The sequence below is a fragment of the Bacteroides sp. 3_1_23 genome (genome assembly GCF_000162555.1).
GTDB lineage: Bacteria > Bacteroidota > Bacteroidia > Bacteroidales > Bacteroidaceae > Bacteroides > Bacteroides ovatus.
In genome coordinates, this window is the sequence record NZ_GG774955.1 from 1,157,214 (window position 1) to 1,178,498 (window position 21,285).

Below are 21,285 nucleotides of genomic sequence, written 5' to 3' on the forward strand. Positions count from 1 at the left end.
GTGTATGGAGGTGTTCAACAGAGAGAAAGAAAATGTAGGAGGATGGAAAAAATGCCACCGATTTCACAGATTAACATGGACTTTTGTATCGAAAATCTTCGAATTACATTTAAGTCCATGTTAATCTGTGAAATCGGTGGTGAAACTTGAAACTGGCAGGCAATTTATTATTTAGCTAAATCTCCTATTTCGTCTAAATTCTTCTGAATATCATCATCAGTCAATGAATAGTTTACCAAGTCACCGGCCAAATACTTATCATAAGAAGTCATATCGATCAGGCCATGTCCGGAAAGGTTGAACAGAATCACTTTTTCTTCTCCTGTCTCTTTGCATTTGTTAGCTTCGCGGATAGCTGCTGCAATAGCGTGGCTGGACTCTGGAGCCGGAATAATACCTTCAGACTGTGCAAACAGACAACCTGCTTCGAAAGATTCCAATTGCTGTATATCTACTGCTTCCATCAGATTATCCTTGAGCAACTGTGAAACGATGACACCTGCACCATGATAGCGAAGACCGCCGGCATGGATATGGGCCGGAGCAAAATTGTGTCCTAAAGTAAACATCGGTAGCAACGGAGTATATCCGGCTTCATCACCGAAGTCATACTGGAACTTACCACGTGTCAGTTTCGGGCAAGATGCAGGTTCGGCAGCAACGAAACGAGTCTTTTTTCCTTCCTGTATCGTGTGACGCATGAATGGGAAAGAGATACCTCCGAAGTTGGAACCACCTCCGAAACAACCGATTACGATATCCGGATATTCGCCTGCCATTTCCATCTGTTTTTCGGCTTCCAGTCCGATAATAGTCTGGTGAAGAGTAACATGGCTAAGCACAGACCCGAGCGTATATTTACAGTTGGGAGTCATTTGTGCCAGTTCGATAGCTTCTGAAATGGCTGTTCCCAATGAACCCTGGTAAGTAGGGTGCTTAGTCAGAATATCCTTGCCGGCACGGGTAGACATGGATGGAGAAGGGGTCACCTGTGCTCCGAAAGTCTGCATGATGCTGCGGCGGTATGGCTTTTGTTCATAACTGATTTTTACCTGATAAACAGCAGCTTCCAAACCGAAAACCTTAGCTGCATAAGAAAGAGCGGCTCCCCATTGTCCGGCACCGGTTTCAGTGGTGATGTTGGTAACTCCTTCTTCTTTGCAATAATAAGCCTGTGCTAATGCGGAGTTCAACTTATGTGAACCGATAGGGCTGACACTTTCATTCTTAAAATAGATATGAGCCGGAGTACCGAGTGCTTTTTCCAATCCGTAAGCACGAACCAGCGGAGTACTGCGATAGTACTTATACATTTCGCGTACTTCTTCCGGTATTTCGATCCATGCATCGGTTTGATTCAGTTCCTGATGGCACAGCTCTTTAGCGAAAATCGGATACAAGTCTTCCGCTTTCAGCGGTTGTTTGGTTCCCGGATGCAACGGAGGCATAGGTTTGTTTACCATATCAGCCTGAATGTTGTACCAGTAGTGTGGAATTTCTTCTTCGGGTAAAATATACCGTTTTCTTTTTTCACTCATAATATTGTAGTTTTTTAGTTTCTTGTTGCCAAAAGTACTCATTTTTTTAATATTCAGAAAATTTTGTCAACAAAGAATCGGTTCTGATTGTTATTTTACTTAAGTTTGCACGACCCTGTTAAAAAAGATGATATGAAGATTTATCATAAGTTTTTATTGTATCAAAATAAACTGCTAAAACCCTATGTACGTATCCTGTTAGGACTGGTAGAAGCACTCACCTATCTGGCATCTCTGTTGTTGATTGTCGGAGTAGTATATGAACACGGCTTTCCCTTATCCGTAGATGAAGTGGCTAATTTGCAGACATTGTATAAAACAGTCTGGATTATCTTTCTGATTGATGTTACTTTACATATTTCACTGGAATACCGGAATACTAAAAAACAATACCGGCGATTAGCCTGGATATTAAGCGGGTTATTATATCTTACTCTAATACCCGTCATTTTTCACCGCCCGGAAGAAGAAGGAGCTATTTTGCAGATTTGGGAATTCCTGCATGGGAAGTTTTATCATCTCCTGTTATTATTAGTCCTTTCTTTCCTCAACTTGTCCAATGGTCTGGTGCGCCTGTTGGGACGGCGTACCAATCCGTCTTTGATATTAGCAGTCAGTTTTATGGCTATTATCCTGATTGGAGCAGGTCTACTGATGCTTCCGCGCTGCACGGTGAATGGTATTACCTGGGTAGACTCTTTATTTACGGCTACCAGTGCCGTATGTGTTACAGGTTTGGTTCCGGTAGATGTATCCACTACATTCACCACTTCCGGATTAGTTGTCATTATCCTGTTGATTCAGATTGGAGGATTAGGAGTGATGACATTAACTAGTTTCTTTGCCATGTTCTTCATGGGAAACACCTCCATTTATAATCAGCTTGTTGTGCGTGATATGGTTAGTTCCAATTCGTTAGGATCTTTGCTGTCCACCTTACTATATATATTAGGCTTCACCTTGGTAATTGAAGGGATTGGCATGGTCTCGATTTGGTTTAGTATTCACGGTACGTTGGGAATGACTTTGGAAAACGAGTTAGGTTTTGCTGCTTTCCACTCTATATCAGCTTTTTGTAATGCGGGCTTTTCTACGCTTTCCGGTAATTTAGGAAATCCGATGGTGATGACCAATCATAATGGACTGTTTATTTCTGTTTCTTTGCTGATAATCTTCGGTGGTATCGGCTTCCCCATTCTTGTCAATTTCAAGGATATTGTATTATATCACCTGCGTCGTTTCTGGAAATTGGTCCGTACACGCAAACTGGATCGTCACAAAATGCAGCATCTTTATAACCTGAATACGAAAATCGTGTTAATCATGACTTTTCTGCTTTTATTAATCGGTACATTAGCTATTGCTGCTTTTGAGTGGAATGCTTCCTTTGCCGGTATGCCTTTGGCAGACAAATGGACACAAGCTTTCTTTAATGCCACTTGTCCTCGAACAGCCGGTTTTAGTAGTGTCGACCTGGCATCATTGAGTGTGCAGACTTTGTTGGTTTATCTATTCTTGATGTGGGTTGGCGGTGGTTCACAATCTACGGCAGGTGGTGTGAAAGTGAACGCTTTTGCAGTTGTGGTTCTGAATCTTGTAGCCGTATTGCGTGGTACTGAACGGGTAGAGGTGTTTGGCAGAGAATTATCTTACGATTCAATCCGGCGTTCCAATGCAACAGTAGTCATGTCATTGGGAGTGTCATTCATTTTTATTTTCACATTGAGCATACTCGAACCGGGTGTTTCCATCATGGCATTGACTTTCGAATGTGTCTCTGCACTTAGTACTGTGGGATCCAGTCTGAATCTGACCCCTCATTTGTGTGATGCCAGTAAGTTGTTGGTATCCTTGTTGATGTTTATCGGACGTGTGGGATTGATAACATTGATGTTGGGAATTGTCAAACAGAAAAAGAATACAAAATACCGTTATCCGAGTGATAACATTATAATAAACTAAAGATATGAAGTATATTATTATCGGTTTAGGAAATTACGGCCATGTGTTGGCAGAGGAATTGTCTGCATTAGGGCACGAGATTATTGGTGCGGATATTAGTGAAAGTCGTGTAGATTCAATCAAAGATAAGGTTGCTACGGCTTTTGTCATTGATGCCACTGACGAACAATCATTATCAGTGTTGCCATTGAATAGTGTGGATATAGTAATTGTAGCGATTGGTGAGAATTTTGGTGCATCGATACGTGTTGTTGCCCTATTGAAGCAGAAAAAGGTTCCCCGAATCTTTGCCCGTGCTATTGATGCCGTACATAAAGCGGTGCTTGAGGCTTTTGAACTTGAGCGAATCCTGACTCCGGAAGAAGATGCTGCCCGCAGCTTGGTGCAATTGCTTGATTTTGGAACGAATATGGAAGGATTCCGCATCGATCAGGATTATTATGTTGTGAAGTTCACGGTTCCGGAGAAATTTGTAGGATATTTTGTGAATGAGTTGAATTTGGATGAAGAGTTTCATTTAAAGATGATAGGGTTGAAGAGAGCCAATAAAATAACCAATTGCTTGGGCATTTCTTTAATGGAGCTTCATGTAAAGAATGAATTACCGGCGGATGAGAAAGTGGAAGAGGGAGATGAGCTGGTTTGTTACGGTAGATATCGCGATTTCCAAGCTTTCTGGAAAGCTATTTAATGTGCAAAATCTAGTGGATTTCAAGATAGAGGGATGATGATATTTGTTGGTAAATAGTATAATGTTGGCAGTTATCCCCTTTGGTTTTGTCTGATTATTGTAATTCCGGTTTGCAATTATTAATTGTTGCAGGATGAAGTTTTATACTATATCCTATAGAGGTGAAATTGAGCTGCACAATCAGGCTTTGTGATGTTTCCGGTTTTCGTTGGTCGAACACGAAGTTGCCTAGACTATAGAAAATAGGCTTACCTTTAAAATATTCTTCTTTCTGAATGACATGCGGATGGTGTCCGATGATGGCATCCGCACCTGCACGGATAAGCCGGCGTGCTCCTTTTCTTTGGCTAAGAGTAGGGGAGGACTGATATTCCATTCCCCAATGTAGAATAACCACCACATAACTTTCGGGATTCTCTTGCTTGAAATTCTTGATTTCCTTTTCCATCTCTTCTATTGGTTGCTGGCAGATACCGGGATCATTTTCTAAATATACCCAATTTTCCAAAGGAAGTGTAACTGAATTGAAGAGTGCTACTTTAATTTTTCCTTTCTTTATCACTACAGGTTGGCAACTTTCGGAAGAAGTATTACCATATCCTATCGGAGTGATTCCTGCCGATAAGAGATGCTGATAAGTATCTATCAATCCACTTCGCCCCTGATCCATAGTATGATTATTCGCTAAAGCCGCATGACTGATGCCAGCTTTAGCCAATTCTTCCATCCATCTCGGTTCCGCGCGAAAGATATATTTCTTGTGTAACGGTGAATGAACGAAAGTGGCGGGACATTCCAGATTGATTACCGTAGCATCCACTTGGTGAAAGAGAGGAGCTACCGACGCAAATAAATCTTTGACACCTCCCCGTTGAATCTGTTGGCGTACCCCTCTGTCCAGAAGAACATCTCCGGTGAAAGCGATAGAGAGACATTCTTCTGACGAGTGCTGGCAGGCAGTAAGCAATAATAGGCTTATACCACCTATAATCCGGTTAATTCGGGAAAAGGATATTAGCATCCTGAACTATAAAAAACTCTGTCATCTACTTTAGGTTCTTTCTCCAGCAGGATATTTTTCATCCATTCCGGGACGGCAGGCGCTTTCTTTTCTTCCAGCATTTTCTGCCATTCTTCGTCCGTGAGCCGAGTATCCAGTGGCTGGACAAACTCGTAGTAACTAAATGTGGCACCACGGGTAAGATAGAGATTACCCCCTATTTCTACTACCACATAGATATTGTTGGCATTTCCTGTTGCTACATGCAGTACTCCATTCTTATCACATCCCCTCACGTTGTGGGTATAAATATCAGCCACTACAGCTATCGACTTGTCCGGACCTTGCACTAATGACCAGTTATCCAGATGTAAATCAGGATCGAGTACAGACAGAGTGAAATATTCTATACTACTTCCCATATACTCAAGAGTGCGATATTCTTGTTCGGTCAGTTTTTCTCTCCGCAGTTCCTTTTCTGTTACTTGAATCAGAAAGCTGACATAGTCTTGCAGCTGCTCTGTTTTTCCTTTCAAGTCATCTGTCAGGCAATTGCTTTGTTGCAGAACCAGTTGGGTGGCTTGCAGAATCCCTGACATTTTCTTCCAGAAAGGAAGATTCGGTTCTACATATCCCACTACGATCGGATCAGGAGGTCCGGCGCCTCCACATTCTGCTGCCATGGGCTGTTCTCCGTAAAGGATCGCGTCATGCTTCAATTCAGCCCAAGATGCCAGAGCTGTATTCAGGTTCTTGTATCCCCATTCGGGCGTTTGCATAAATCCCGGCTGGCTCTTATCCGTTTTCTGCATGGTGAACAGACTTTTCATCCATAATTCGTAGACAGATACTTGCGCAGGCTGGGAAGCTTTGAATTTATCTTTCAGTTTTTGTAATTCTACGGTATACTGGTTCCAGTTGTCCGGTTCTTTGTAAACATCAGTCAGTAAAGTCTCGGCGGAGTTTACTCCGAAAGCTGCAAAGACATCCAATCCTTTCGGATAAGCACGTTTGCTGTTTGGAGTGACGTCTACCAATTCCTGAAGTATTTCATTATCTGCCAGATATCTTTGTGGCATAAAGTTGATTTTGTCCCGGCAGGAGATTTCTATTTTAGGTTTTATCCTGTTCTTACTTTTTGCCAGTTCAATGAGCGCTTGATTCACCTTTTCTATTTGAACCGGAGTCAATGCATCTTCAGTATATTCTGCTTTATTTTTCTTCAGAATCTGTGCAATATCGAGAAGAGAAAGATTATCAGTCTCACCCATCAGGAAAGTAAGTGGTGTATAGACTCGTTGGTATAGTTCTATTAGCGGTGTCCTGGCCATATCCTTATAAGTAGATAGTACGGTAGCCTGAAAGATTGCTTGTTTGAGCTGTTCTTGTTGTTCTCTGCAAAAGCAGGCAGTTTGAAGCCACATCATAGCCTGAAAGTATGCCTGTAATTGGGGTTCACGGGTATAATGTCCGCGTGGTTTGAAAAGACTGTATGGGAAGTATGCCTCTTTGTATGAAAGAAATTCCGAGAAATCATCTTCTTGTGCATTAATATGTTCTATTTCCTGTTGATATGCTTTTTGATATTTAGCAGGGAGATTGGGCGTTTCCTTTGTCAGCAAATAATAAGGGATAGCATAAAAAGTAGCGGCATATTCTGCTATATCTTTCAGAGATTCGTCTTCTGTCTGGCGGGAGATGCTTATGCAAGTTGCGTTGAGTGATAGACATAGTCTTTCCAAAGTAGGAATGATGTGTTGTTTCTCCAGACTTTTCAGTACATAAGAGAAATACATGTGAAATGCCTGTAAATATAAGTCAGTGGTGATGAAATTGGGCACTTGGCGATAGTCATTCTCTTCATAAGCATGAAATAACTGTAAGTTACTTCCCTCTGTAATGGCAAAGTTGTTCTGTTGCAACCTGGCTAGTAATGTCTCGTCTATATCTTTGAATTGGAACAGGTTGACTATATTATTTGCATTTCCTAAATAATAAGAGTCTCGTTGAGTAAACTGTTGCTGACGCATTTCTGCCATGCGAGCATCGATGCGTTCTACGAAAGCCTTCTCTTCAGCCGTCAGTTTGACTTCATCATAGTTTTCCGGAAATTTATTCTCTCCGTCCGCCTCCGATTCTTCCCATAACTTCCAGACAAGATCATTATACCATTTCGTATTGGCCGAGAAGAAAGCATTGATGTCCGCTTCCATAAAATGATAACCGTGTATAGCGTATGGATAACTACGTAATAAACGCAACTCCTGAAAAGAGTAACGACTGATATCCTGCTTCAAATCAATAGATTGAGGTAGAACCGTATCGGTCAATAATGAAGTGGCAGTCGTAACAGTATCTTGTGCCAATGCCGTTGAGGTATTTTTATTCTTGTTCTTGCATCCGCAGAGAATAAGAATCAGTGTACAGGACAGTAATAATAGTCGTCTCATGTTTTTCATTATCCTATAAATATCCATATATAAATGATAGTATCTAACGTTAACGTTCAAGAATGCGTTTGGCCTCCTTTTCTTCTGTCTCGCGTTTCAGATATCCCTTAAAATCCAGACCAAAACCTCTCCATGCATATTCCGCTATCAGAAAATTTCCACTTCGTTCCCGTTCCACGGTGCGTATCAATACAGGAGTATGTTCACGAATCACTCTAAAATCTTCCAAAGGTTGTGCTACCCTCGAACCTAACCAAAGTGGGCGGATATACGCTTCATCTGCAATCCGGTAAATAAATAACCGCTTGTCGGGTTTGGGATCGAATCGGGTAGGCTTGATAACCCCCACAATAATTTCCGGCATCCCGTCTCCTGTAACATCTCCATAATCAAATTGATAGACAGGATAAGGCAATTTCCAAACAGAGTGGGAGGGTTGGTCTGTATTCAAATGAATGACATAGAGCGAATCAGATTCTTTGTTCAGAGATACTTCCATGTGTCTTTGATTTACTTGCCATTCAAACCTGTTTTCTTTCCGGCATGAACAGAACATCAGTAAAAGACCTGTAAAAATAAGGAAGTGAATCCTGTGCGACATATCTGTAACGTTTTCTTTGGCAAAGATAGATATTAACCTGTATTTACCTGCTTCTTTTCTCGTAAAAGTGAAAAATCCAGTATATTATATATGAAAACCACCGGACTTCTCTTTAGTTAAGAAATCCGGTGGCTTATCAGATATTATAAAGCGTATGCCTTATTTCGTTTGAATACGAATATTTCCGGCTTTCACTCCATTTGCTTTGGCTGTAAATACAATTTCTCCGGCAGTTTCACCAGCTTGTATGATAGCTGTCAACATTCCGTTGAAAGCATGCATCTTCGGAAGATGAAATTGTTCCAGATTTGTCGGGTCGCCATTGGCAGCGGCACGATATTTACCAGTTCCCTTTGCAGAGAAGTTAATCTGACGATTATCAGTAGGGCAGAGGTTACCATCTTTGTCTACAACTTTCACAGTCACATACGCTAAGTCTTTTCCGTCTGCAGTCAATTCGTTACGGTTGCTGACCAGTTCGATATGATGAGGTTTTCCGGCAGTACGAACCACTTTTTCCGCTACAGCTTTTCCTTCTTTGTTATAGGCTACTACTTTTACTTCTCCCGGTTCATATACAGCATCCATCCACATCAGACGATAGCGGTTCTTCAACGAACTATTATTCTTGCTTTGTTTACCATAACTTTTACCGTTGATAAACAGTTCGGCTGTAGGATAGTTGGTATATACAAATACAGGAGTCACTTCGCCTTCACGTCCCGGCCATGTCCAGTGAGGCAGAATATGCAAGGTTTCCGCATCCTTGTTCCATACACTGCGATACAGATAATAGCGGTCTTTAGGCAGACTGGCAAGGTCGATAATACCAAACATGGAACTGTGATTGGGCCATGCATCCGTGTCATAAGGTGATGGCTCGCCCAGATAGTCAAATCCTGTCCATACAAATTGTCCGATTGTCCAATGGTTATCGTCGGCCAGTGCAAAGTCCTCGTCCGGAATATTTGACCAGGAACAGGCTTCCACATCATAAGAGGAACACTGATGGTCTTCATACTTAGTACTTTTCTTATCCTCTACCGGGAATTTGTATACCCCGCGTGAACTGACAGTAGAAGCAGTTTCACTACCCAGAATCAGATTCTGCGGAAGTTGGTCATAAGATTCCTTATAGCGTTGGGTACGGTAATTAAGTCCCGGAATGTCAATCATTGCTGCAAATCCGTTCGCAAGTACACAAGTAACCTGATCCATTCCACAAGTGACAGGACGTGTCGGATCTTCTCGGTGGCAAATGTCTTGCAGGAATTTAGCCACTTTATAGCCGACAGGGCTACATTGGGTCGGCACTTCATTACCGATACTCCACATAATCACACACGGATTATTCCGATAATTATGGAGCATATTTACCATATCACGTTCCGCCCATTCATTGAAATAACGGTGATAACCGTTTTCGCACTTGGCAATGTCCCATTCATCGAACGGTTCAATCATCATCATAAATCCCATTTCGTCACACAATGCTACGAGTTCGGGAGTCGGCATATTATGAGAAGTACGGATAGCGTCACATCCCATATCTTTCAGCAATGTAAGCTGATGGCGAAGTGCTGCCACATTAATAGCGGCACCCAGCGGACCTAAATCATGATGATTGCATACCCCTTGGAATTTGCGATGTTTTCCGTTCAAATAGAAACCCTTATCAGCGATATATTCAATGTTGCGGATACCGAAACGGGTCGTGTAAGTATCCACCAGTTTATCATCTGCGTAAATTTTGGAAACAGCCTTGTAGAGCGACGGACTTTCCGGCGACCAGAGCTCGGGCGCATTTACAATAAAGTTTTGTTCGAATGGTTGTCCATGATTAATGCGGCTCGTATTCTCTTTGCTGGTAGCCACTTTTCCGTCCGGAGAAAGAATCTCTGTTTCTATACGGATTTGTGTTTTCTCATCGGCATTATCAATCTTCGTTTGAAGACGTACGGCTGCAAAGTCCTTGCTGACATGAGGAGTTGTGATTTGTGTTCCCCATACAGGCACGTGCACTTTATCAGTCACGATCAGATGCACATTACGATACAAACCTGCTCCCGGATACCAGCGCGAGGACTGCGGACGATTTTCCAAACGTACGGCCAGCGTATTATTCTTTCCGTCTTTGTTTAATAAAGACGTCACGTTACAGTGGAAAGAGTTGTAGCCGAAAGGCCAGAAACAAGCTTCTTTTCCATTTACATAGACACGTGCTTCGCTCATGGCGCCATCAAAGAGCAGCGTCACCTCCTTATCGGCAGGAGCATCAAAACTGGTTCGATACCATCCGGTGCCTACATAAGGGAGCCCACCGGTACGTCCTGTTTTCAAGGAAGCCTTTTTCTCGAAGTTCTGTGTTACAGCTACATTCTGCAGGTCATTATTCATATCGAATGGACCGAAAATCGCCCAATCATGCGGAATAACAACCGACTCCCATTTAGTGTCATTAAACTCCGGCTGGCTAGCCTCTTTAAAATCTCCTTTACTGAATTTCCAGTTTTTCTCGAGCAGCGTCTCACTGCGTTGCGCTTGCAATGTGCAAGCGACGCCCATCAAAAGTACAGCTAATAACTGTTTTTGGTGTTTCATGTTCATTTTTGCTTTTCAGGTATAAAATATTTTGGATTCGGGGTAAAGTTATAAAAAATGATTCAATAATCTTATCTCTTGAAAGCATTAAATGCGCTGGTGGGTTTACCGGTATCGTCAAACAAGCCTTTGTGATAGCCTTTCCAACCACCGTAACTTTGAGGTTCCCAAGTGAAAACACCGAGGCATTGATCTATTTCTTTAGCTTTAGTCATGAAATCGGTAAAAAACTCTTCTGCTTCTTCATAATTCCAGTAAATACCAAGCTCACACATCATGACAGGTGTATTATATCGTTCAATCAGACTTTTCATATTAGCAATACAATCATTGTTTAATTGTCGCCAGTCTTGGGTATCCGGTTCCGGATAAAGAGACATGCCGATTATATCCCATTTTCCCCCATCAGCTTTCAGACCGTCAAACAGCCAGATATATCGATTGGAATTATTGCCCTGATCGATATGTACGATAACTTTAGCTTCCGGGTAGATTGTTTTAACGGCATCGTATCCCGCTGTTACCAATTGAGCGAAGTTGGCGGTTTTTCCGCTGCTAGCAGCTCCGTCAGGTTTTAACATGCCTGTACGTGTCTCATTACCCACCTGCACCCATTCCACATCGATACCTCTTGCTTTGATTGCACTTAATACTTCAGTGGTATGGTCGGCTACTGCTTGTTTTAATTCATCAAAGGATAGGTCGGCCCAAGCCGCCGGTTTCTCTTGCCGTCCCGGATCCGCCCAAATATCACTATAATGGAAATCAATCATAATACGGTAGCCTAAGTTGTGAGCGCGCCATGCCTTGGTCACTACATCGTCTTTATCACACCATCCTTCCGGATTAAAGAAACCTTCCTCTTCCGACCATCCCTGATCGGGATTTACCCATACACGTAGACGGATGGCATTCATGCCCAAATCCCGAAGTAGTGACATACATTCATGTCCGTTTCCTTCAGCATCATAGAATTTGTAACCTTCCTTTTCCATTTCTGTCAACCAACTGACATCGGCTCCTTTAGCAAAACCGGACATGTCATAGGCTTGATCTTGATTTTCCGGAAATACCGGTTTATCATCATTGTCGTCACAGGCTGTGAAGAAGGCTCCGCATAGTAGTGCGGAAGCCATCAATATATTTTTGAATCGTTTCATAATTATATACTGTTATCTAAAGGTTATTTATTAGAAGCGGAATAAGTACCGTCTATCAGATTGACTGTGATAGTATAAGTTCCGGCAGTCAATGGAATACCGTCGTTACTGTTATAATATAGTTTTCCATTGCTTCCTCCATACGCTCCGGTCCAGTCCTCTTTTATATAAAATTTGATTCCCCAGTTAGAATCTTGTGATAACGTAATCGTTCCCGAATATTCTCCGGCAGTTCCTGTTGTGGCGATAGGATATAAATTGTTATCCCCCTCTATTCCATAATAACAATAGATGTTATTTCCAACTGCATAAGTTTTATAGGTCAACTCTTTTAATGAAACGTCAAACAGATAAAGACCGGCAACAGGTGCAGGAATATTCTTTGCTTGTCCATTTACAAGAGTTCCAGCTTCTGCCGTACTTTCCGAGTCATCATTGGCAATGGTGTACATTTTGTCGGTGTCCCATGCATCTCCTGATGAGAACAGGGTCATCGCATAATTTCCGTATTGTGAGTTGACATCCACTATACCTGCATATTTTTGTTCTTCCTTATAGTACACTTCAATTTTATGATCGTATGTCCAGTCGCTACCTTGGCCGATTCCCGGCAAATACAAATATTGTCCCTCTTCCGGTTCCGGCTCCGGTTCTATAGAACCTTCTTCTACTGATACAGTCCATTGTTGAGAATTACTTAGATCGATAGAAAGCGTACACTCTCCTGCCTGTGGCACATTAACTGTTATGTCTCCAGCTGTTTCTCCGAGATTTAACGCTGTGCTGCTGCCGCTGAATGCCATAGGAGTATCTTTAGCTTTCGTGTCATCAATGTCGTATCCACCATTATCATTCGGATTGGCACATGTATGGTCATATAATTTACCCGTTCCACTGATTTGGATAGTCATACTTCCGGCTGCATTAGCATTGAATGTAGCTGTCCATTTTCTGCTTGTTTGGTTAAATTCCATTGTTGCATCGATATCTCCACTGACGTTCAATGTTGGTATTTGTATTCCGTTCCATTGCTTATTATTCGTGTCAAATGTGATATAATAGCAACCTCCAACTCCTGGGAACCAGCATTTCCAATCCCCTGCTGTAGTTAGTAAGAACGGCATTCCGGTTTCGTTGTCATTTCTCCAGATCGTTCCGTTGGCTTCTTTAATCAGGAAGTTGTACCAGGCATTTACTCCTACAAATCCTTTGTATACACCATCTGTATTTACTGAAAATAAACTCATACCGGTGTCTGTGCCGTTTTGATCCAGCATGCTGGCGAAACGCATATCCAGTTCATAAGGAGTGATGGTGATTACTTCCACATTGCTATATGCCGGTTCGATGTTGTTCCCCGTTGTTCCTTTCAGTCTGAAATAGAATTTAGTGGCTACATTGGCTTCAACCCCCAGATTATTGGTAACAATATTCAATTCGGCTCCATTGTAAGTCTTGGAAAGAGAGGTTTCGGTAGACTCAACGATCGTTCCGGAGAAATCTTTGTTTAATGCAACCTGTATACTTGTTTTCAATAAGTTGGTCGGTTTGAAATCCGGATTGTTGATAGCCAATGTCCGGTCGGTCCATGCCAGTGACAGAACATTCTTTTGTGCGATATCTTCCGTCAATACAATGTTGTTTGTAGAAGCTATCAATTCATTTTCTGTCAGGCTCGATAAATAATATTTATCTGCGTCATCTTCACAGGCACTCCATATAAAGAGAGCCGCCAATGAAAGGAACAGACTGTTTATTGTTTTCATATATCGTTTGTATTAGAGGATGATTAATAATTTTCATTATATAAATTGGGATTAGCCGTCAGTTCGGTAGCCGGTATCGGATAGATATTATACTTGCTATTTACAGCTACGCCACCTTTTTCACCACCTTTCCATTGCCACAGATATTTGTCGGTAGTGAACATTCCGAAACGGATTAAGTCGGTACGACGGTACCCTTCCCAATAAAGTTCACGGGCACGTTCTTTCAGGATAAAGTCCAGTGTCAGGTCGGCTTCCGCTTTATTATGAGAGTCGTCGCCATAAGCACGTTCTTGCAGTTTATTGATATATCCCAATACAGTTCCTTTATCACTACCCGTTCCGCCACGTACCACAGCTTCCGCCATCATCAGATATACGTCTGCCAAACGGAATAAAGGATAATCTGTATTTACACCACCATCTGCAGTGTTGGAAGCAGTTGCTCCGGCATCTGTCAGGTTAGTCCATTTTTCTACAAAATATCCGTTTGACTGGTTATCTATCACATCCAGATATTGTGTTTGTCCGTCAGTGAAGAACATATAGCGCTTATCATCAGTTCCACTAAATAAGGCCGGAATCTCTCCGCGTACACGGAACATTCCCCAACCGCTTTTCACACCATAATTTTCAGGAATCTGTTTGTCGGAAGTATTACTTACGGCACCACAGACGATGTAGGTGGAAGAACCCCAAGATACGGTATGTGTAGCGTCCACAGGTAAGGTGAATATAATTTCGTTGGCAGTACGCTTATCATTATCCGCATTGAATAGTTTGCTGTAGTCATCTTCCAATGAATATCCCTGTGCGATAGCCTGTTGACAGGCAGCGATACATTCTGTATACTTCGACGTTTCAATATACACCTCTGCGTTCAGATAAAGTTTGGCAAGCAATGTATAGGCGGCTCCTTGTGAAGCACGTCCATAAGGACAATCCCCTTTGCTAAGCATATCATTTGTAATGGCATTTAATTCAGATTCTATATAACTGAAAATTTGTGCAGACGTATAATGTGGAGGCAGATAGCCGACAGTCGGGTCATTCTCTGTTATGAACGGGATGTTGCGGAATAAGTCCATTGCATGGTAGTAGAATAAAGCACGCATGAAACGAGCTTCAGCCCGGTAATGGCGGATTTCAGCTTGATCCTGTTCGCTAAATTCTGCCAGCTTTTCATCGGTTGCGTTACGGAGAAATTCATTGCACAATGCTATGTTATAATAAATCCGATAGTACATGTCCGATACCCAAGGATCATTAGCATCCCAACTTAAATAAGTCAATCCACTCACATTATCACCTGACAACCAGGTAGAGGCCACCTCGTCTGTTCCACATTCCTGCAGGTTGAAGAAGCAACGCATATAATCCTGTCCACTATTACTGCTCAAGTCTGGATCACCCCCTTTTTCCTGTCCGGTGGTCACCATGGCAGCATATATCTTACCTAAAACGGCTTTATAGTTTTCAGCATTGGTATATATCGTAGAAGATGTTTCGTCTTCATGCGGATATTGGTCTAAGTCGCCTATGCAGGAGTTCAGCAATAATGCACTGCAAAAATAGAAGGCTGTATATAATATCTTTTTCATGATTCGCTTGTTTTTAAATAGTTAGAAGTTGAAACCTACATTCAGTGAGAAGGTGCGCGGACGTGGATAGAAGGAATTATCCACACCATTAGGAACCTCCGGGTCGACACCGCTGTACTTGGTGATACAGAATACGTTCTGAACCATAGCACTCACATTCAGGCTACATCCTTTGCAGATTTGACCGAAATTATAGTTCAACGATAGATTATCCATTTTCAGGAAAGAAGCATTTTCTACATAATAGTCGGACAAGTACTGACGGGTCTGGAATCCGGTTTTCAGATAACTTGTAGACAGGTTATTCAATTGATAGGAGTTGTAGCTTACTGTTTCCCAGGCTCCAGCGTTCATAGCCATGGCATTATAGACATAGTTGCCGATGTTTGCACGCAAGCTTGTACTCAAGGTCCATTTTTTCCAGCGCAGTGAAGTACTGAAACCGAGAATGTAATCCGGAGCGGGAGAGTGGTAACGATATAAATCGGAAGAGTTGATTTGTCCGTCTCCATTCACATCAAGATAGGCACCTTCTACCGGTTTTCCTGTTTTTTCATCATAGAGTTGATGATAAACGTAGAACATATAAGGGGCGTATCCCTCACTTAATGTTTGTACTTGGTAACTGTCGATATATGGACCTACTGAAGTATTTGTAGCGACAGTTCCGGCAGATAAAGACAGATTTTTTACCTTCATCTTTTGCCAAGTCATGTTGAAGCTGACATCCCAGTTCCAGTCTTCTGTCTGGATAGGAGTTGCATTCACGCTGAATTCAATACCCTGACTGTCCACATTTCCCACATTGGTGGTGATGTTACGGTCGAAGGTGGTACCTGCTGCGGCGGGAACTGTTGCAATCAAATCTTTAGTTTGGCGAGTGTAGTAGTCAAAGCTACCGGTAATACGGTCTTCCAGAAAGCCGAAGTCGAATCCTATATTCCATGAAGTAGTGGTTTCCCATTTCAAGTCAGGGACGTAAGAGCTGGGACGGTAGGTATGAATATATTCATTTCCCATGATACCTTCCGCACCATTTTGGCTTTGAGTATAGATAGGTAGATAATTGTAGTTACCAATACCGTCCTGTTGTCCGGTCACACCGTAACTGGCACGAATTTTCAGATTGCTCAATACTTTATTATCTTTCAGGAAAGATTCTTCTGTCACTCTCCATCCCAAGGCTACAGAGGGGAAAGTACCCCAACGTACATTCTTGGCAAAGCGTGAAGTAGCGTCCCGGCGGATGGTGGTAGTTAGCATATAACGTGAATCGAACGAATAATTCAAACGACCGTAGTATGAAAGTAGTACATGGCGTTCGTCTTTAGCCTTTGAAGTCTTTTGTATTTCTCCCAGCGTGTTCATTTCGTAGTAAAGCGGAGTTGTAGCTTTCCAGTACTGATAATCGTAACCGGCTGTTACGTCAAAACTACTTTTAATCGATTCTACCAATTTGTTGTAGTTGGCATACAAAGTCAGCAGGCGATTTTCTTTCTTCTGTGGACCGTAGCTGTAATCCAGACCGGAAGTGGTGTAATTCTGTGCAGCTTCCGCCGGAACATATACACTTCCCTTACCTTGTGCATAGTCGTAACCTAATGTAGCGTGTAGCTTTAAATCGGGGAAGAAATGAACACGATAGTCCGCATCGATATTTCCGATGAAACGTCTTACGTTACTTTGGGAATCATTCATTTTGATAAGTCCCACCGGGTTCATTACAGCACCGTTGGCTGGTGCACCTGTATTGTCTATTGCTTCCGTGTATCCTCCAAAAGTATCCAGTCCTGAATAAACAGGGATGGTTGGATTCATTGTAGAAGCTGCCCAGATAGCATTCGTGTTACCAAATGTGTTGTTGTTAATAGACCCTTTCGCATTAATATTCAGTTTCAAGTGGTCTTTGAAGAAAGAGGGGGTTACCATGATGCTTCCCGTGTAGCGTTCTGCGTTGTCTGTGCGTAACAAACCGCTTTGATTGTAATAACCTACTGATATACGAAATGGCCAGTTTTTAGCAATTTTTCCGGAGATACTAAGATTATTATCCGTACCGAAAGCATTCTGGTAAATCTCATCATTCCAGTCCGTATGGGCTGTGCCGAGTAAAGATTGTTGGGCAGTCGTTCCTTGCGTACGGATAGTGTTGACAAATTGGTCATAACTTAGCATATCAGCCAGCTTGGTACGTGTCTGGATGGAATTTGTCGTACTGAATGTAATCTTCAGTTTATCCGAACTTCCTTTCTTAGTAGTAATCAGAATAACCCCGTTGGATGCACGCGAACCGTAAATGGCAGTCGAAGAAGCATCTTTCAGAATGGTCATACTTTCAATATCGTTCGGGTTGATGAGGCTAAGGAAATTCCCGTCATTACCGCTGATGCCTCCCTGTTCCAAAGGAACGCCGTCCAGTACGATCAAAGGGTCATTACTAGCGTTCAGTGAAGCACCACCACGCACACGGATCGTACTTCCCGCAGTGGGAGAACCACTGTTGGACATGATTTGCACACCGGAAATCTTACCATTAATCAGTTGCTCGGGAGAGCTGACCAATCCCATGTTGAAGTCCTTGCTGCTGACGTTAGTTACCGAACCTGTCAGGTCGCTTTTACGCTGCGTACCATAGCCGATTACTACAACGTCGCTCAATACCTGTGAATCACTTTTCAACTGGACATTCAAAGTAGTACTGTTGGCAGGAACTGGTACTACCTTTGTTTCATATCCTACATAAGAGAATTGCAACTCTTTGCTGCCTTGTGGCACATTGAGTGTATAATTACCGTCGAAATCGGTCACTGTTCCGGTAGAAGTACCGACAATGAGGATACTTACTCCGATCATCGGTTCCTTGTTCTCGTCAATCACTTGTCCGGTGATTTTCTTGCCTCCTTGTTGGGCGAAGGCAGGAATGGTGCCTCCTAAAAAGGCTGTACACAACATAAGTAGTACAGTCAGATGGCGTAGATTTAAGATATTCCTGTTCATAATTACTGTGTTATTGATAATAGATTTATTTTTACTTTTTATTTAAAAATCAGCGGCTTTTCCCTTTCTGTCTCTTCCGTTTGCTACCCCCTTTCAGAAGGCTTCAGACGTGGTTCAGACGAAAGATTTGTTCCTCACCGAGGAAGACCTTGTTCCTCACCGATGAACGACCCTTTCCTCACCGAGGAACGAAGGCTTCGACAACGGGGAACTTTAAGAACGATTATTCCAGCCAGATATTTCCTAGTTCAATCTCAACTAACTCTTTCTTGTTTCCTGACATTGACAACTCCAGCTTTTCAATCCTTTCCGGTAAAAATGCGATTTCCGTTTCCGGATGGAAATACTGTTTCAAGAAGGTCGGATAAGCTATCGGCAGCAGTGCCGTGTCTGTCTGGCGTAAATCTTTCAACGGTATCCGTATGATTCCCTCCGATGATGGAGCAGGACAAGGGCTTTTATAAGTATATCCGTCTGACGTTACGAAACCGGCACTGAGTCCTTCCGGAAGTGCTTTCGTGCGATTTACCCGGATACAGAGAACGCTACAACCCTTTACTCTTTCTTTTCTTTCTTCAATCAGGTTCTTTACGAACGTGCGGAGGAAATAGTGCGGATTTTCTCCTTTAGGAGTAAACCGGAACCGGAGCAAAGGTTTTTCCACCGGAGAAGAATCAACCAAAGTACGTTGGAGATCATTCCATTCGGGAAGCGTGTATGCTTCTATCCGGCTATCTGCGTCCGTAATAGTCAATAGTGGTATCGCACTATCTGGGGCAACAACACGAGTAGTCCAATAGGCTCCGGAAGTATAATTCCAGTCCAGTGGATTTCCCTTTATTCCCGATGATGAATTCCTGTAATCGGAATTTCCTGTGGGATAAGTGCGAGTGCTGTTGCCCCGGCATACGATGATGTTATACCTGAAACAATCATCCTTTATTTCTGTAGCGGGTATCGTTGCTTGATAGGTATATCCGCCTGTACGTTTCATCTTGATATATGGATTATGCTCATTCCAAAAAGATATCTTATCGGTGTAGATAATCACAGAATCCGGGAATTCGGTTCCTACCACCTGTGCACTAATCGTCAAATCCTTATTTGCTTCAGTGGTTGCCGATGGAGTATGAACGACTTTATAATCCGTCACACGTGGAGCAGGAGCCACATACTCTCCGATGCGGATGGAATTCCATTGAGAGTCTGCCTGCCAGTTCTGTTTGGGCGTACAGTTTTTACGTTTCAGCAGATAGGTACCCGGACGAAGTCCGCGGATAGTCCCGTCTGTCACATCTCCTTTCTGCTGATTTCCTTGATTGAGGGCCGTAAAGGTAAATTCCATCCCTAAATCAGGTATTTGCAAAGCCATGTCCCAAGTACCATAAGCGATGGTAACCACTTCTTTATCGAGTGACGGTTTGGCAAACGGATCGTTCACTACTACCGCGTCCGGCATCACTTCCAGTCTCCAGACTCCCGGTTCGAGGCAATCCATGAAATAAGCACCTGTTCCCTCATAATGAATGATCGGAGAACTGCCACAACCGGCAATGGAAACAAGTTGTGACGCATCTTTGGGCTGGGTGTTGGTATGATTGGAATAATAGAATTTCTTTCCATTATTTAATTCGCTCAAGTCCTCTGTATAACTGACACGAAAACCGTCACCAAATAAAGTGTTCTGTGGATAACTGCCGTATGATTCACCTCTTTTCAGACTGCGTGCAGCTTCGGCGGCTATCTTCATACTGATAGCTTTATGAGGCGTACAGGCAAGATTCAAGAAATGAGTCTGATATTCCGTATTGGCATAAGCGATATCCATCGGATCATACGCAAACTGGGTAATCCATTGAAAACCTGCTGTACGGAAAGTGCGTACCATGGCCGGATACATATAAGAATACATGATATCTGCCGGATCGAACTCATATACCATCCGTGTTTTCTTATCGAATCCTTTCACTTTATCGGAAAAGGGAATATCATAGCGGTCTATATAGGGAAGGAAATTTCCCTGCTGTGTCTGTCCGGATACCAGTCCGATGGGATACCATTGATAAGTAGTTCCCTGAATGGCAGTTTCGTAATAAGCCTCTACTACATATCCGTTGTGGCTTACATTATAGAATACAGGTTTGCGGTTTCCTGTTTTATTGATCGCTTTCAGCATCCGGTTGATATAGGCTTTTACCTCTTTCTTCGTACCGGAATGACAAGGTTCATTATTGATTTCGAACCCAACAATGGAGGGATCGTCTTTATAAGCTAACCCCGTATATGGATTGACGTGCTTCACCAAACCATGAAGATAGGTTTCTTGTGCAGCGATAGCTTCCGGGTGGGAGTGCATATCGCATTTATCATATTTATAGGAGAAGCCGCCCGTCTGTATGTTTCGTTCGGGATATCCGTTCCCGAAGTTGGTCTGCGCGGTAATCACAATATGAATATTGCGTTCTTTGAGTTTGGCAATCAGGTAGTCCATCAAGTCGAGATGCTCGTTTTCGAGGAGATTTCCCTGTCCGTCTGTCAGTTCCACATCCCATAAATGAATATGGTAAGCATTCAGTCCCAGACGGGAGATATGATATACATCTTTATCTATAGCAGCTTTGCGGTCCAGTCCCAAATATCCAATGGCACGGTAAGCATGGGCGAAAGGCAGCGTATAATTAACACCGAAAAAGGAAGCCTCCCGGCGGGTGTCACTCCAACGCATCACCCCATTTCCATCTATATATATAATAGGTGTAGAGGATGATTTGCCTTGCACTTTGACAAAGGTAGATATCAAACAAATAAAGGTAAGGATCAACAGTCTTTTCATGCTATCAAATTTATCGGTTTATTGACAGCAACAAAAGTAATTTATTGGTCATTTCAATAAAAGCACAGATTGGACATATAAGGAT

General features: G+C 42.6%; 12 protein-coding genes. 2 read left to right on the forward strand and 10 right to left on the reverse strand.

The genetic code is table 11. The features are described from left to right. Positions 1–167: 167 nt before the first annotated feature. Positions 168–1,538 carry a TrpB-like pyridoxal phosphate-dependent enzyme gene (locus HMPREF9010_RS02360; protein WP_004325359.1) on the reverse strand — a complete coding sequence of 457 codons (1,371 nt, stop codon included), beginning with the start codon at positions 1,536–1,538 and terminating at the stop codon, positions 168–170. A 132-nt stretch (positions 1,539–1,670) separates the two neighbouring features. Between HMPREF9010_RS02360 and HMPREF9010_RS02355 the strand changes: the two genes are divergently transcribed. Further along, positions 1,671–3,500: a TrkH family potassium uptake protein gene (locus tag HMPREF9010_RS02355; protein WP_008651401.1), complete on the forward strand. Its 1,830-nt coding sequence runs from the start codon at positions 1,671–1,673 to the stop codon at positions 3,498–3,500. A gap of 4 nt (positions 3,501–3,504) precedes the next feature. Beyond that, the gene (locus HMPREF9010_RS02350; RefSeq protein WP_004305738.1) at positions 3,505–4,191 is read left to right on the forward strand and encodes a potassium channel family protein; all 687 of its coding nucleotides are present in this window, start codon (positions 3,505–3,507) and stop codon (positions 4,189–4,191) included. Positions 4,192–4,285: 94 nt separating this feature from the next. Here the strand turns inward: HMPREF9010_RS02350 and HMPREF9010_RS02345 are convergent, their stop codons facing one another. The 9 genes from HMPREF9010_RS02345 to HMPREF9010_RS02305 all read right to left on the reverse strand — a co-directional run bounded on the left by HMPREF9010_RS02345 (position 4,286) and on the right by HMPREF9010_RS02305 (position 21,200). Then, positions 4,286–5,212 (reverse strand): CapA family protein, encoded by a 927-nt coding sequence (locus HMPREF9010_RS02345; protein WP_008651404.1) that lies wholly within the window; start codon positions 5,210–5,212, stop codon positions 4,286–4,288. After that, the gene (locus HMPREF9010_RS02340) at positions 5,206–7,641 is read right to left on the reverse strand and encodes a DUF3160 domain-containing protein (RefSeq protein ID WP_032852922.1); all 2,436 of its coding nucleotides are present in this window, start codon (positions 7,639–7,641) and stop codon (positions 5,206–5,208) included. The genes HMPREF9010_RS02345 and HMPREF9010_RS02340 overlap by 7 nt, the downstream gene beginning before the upstream one ends. Positions 7,642–7,690: 49 nt before the next feature. Next, positions 7,691–8,140 carry a hypothetical protein gene (locus tag HMPREF9010_RS02335; RefSeq protein ID WP_032852923.1) on the reverse strand — a complete coding sequence of 150 codons (450 nt, stop codon included), beginning with the start codon at positions 8,138–8,140 and terminating at the stop codon, positions 7,691–7,693. A gap of 261 nt (positions 8,141–8,401) precedes the next feature. After that, the gene (galB, locus tag HMPREF9010_RS02330) at positions 8,402–10,849 is read right to left on the reverse strand and encodes a beta-galactosidase GalB (RefSeq protein WP_008651410.1); all 2,448 of its coding nucleotides are present in this window, start codon (positions 10,847–10,849) and stop codon (positions 8,402–8,404) included. Between the two features lie 65 nt (positions 10,850–10,914). Next, positions 10,915–12,003 carry an arabinogalactan endo-beta-1,4-galactanase gene (locus tag HMPREF9010_RS02325; RefSeq protein WP_008651412.1) on the reverse strand — a complete coding sequence of 363 codons (1,089 nt, stop codon included), beginning with the start codon at positions 12,001–12,003 and terminating at the stop codon, positions 10,915–10,917. Between the two features lie 23 nt (positions 12,004–12,026). Beyond that, on the reverse strand, positions 12,027–13,769 hold the full coding sequence (locus HMPREF9010_RS02320; protein ID WP_008651426.1) for a DUF5114 domain-containing protein: 1,743 nt from the start codon (positions 13,767–13,769) through the stop codon (positions 12,027–12,029). A 23-nt stretch (positions 13,770–13,792) separates the two neighbouring features. Beyond that, complete coding sequence (locus tag HMPREF9010_RS02315) at positions 13,793–15,370, reverse strand: RagB/SusD family nutrient uptake outer membrane protein (protein ID WP_008651428.1); 1,578 nt, start codon at positions 15,368–15,370, stop codon at positions 13,793–13,795. A gap of 21 nt (positions 15,371–15,391) precedes the next feature. Beyond that, positions 15,392–18,367 (reverse strand): SusC/RagA family TonB-linked outer membrane protein, encoded by a 2,976-nt coding sequence (locus tag HMPREF9010_RS02310; RefSeq protein WP_008651430.1) that lies wholly within the window; start codon positions 18,365–18,367, stop codon positions 15,392–15,394. A gap of 223 nt (positions 18,368–18,590) precedes the next feature. Then, positions 18,591–21,200 (reverse strand): cellulase family glycosylhydrolase, encoded by a 2,610-nt coding sequence (locus tag HMPREF9010_RS02305; RefSeq protein WP_008651432.1) that lies wholly within the window; start codon positions 21,198–21,200, stop codon positions 18,591–18,593. Positions 21,201–21,285: the final 85 nt, after the last annotated feature.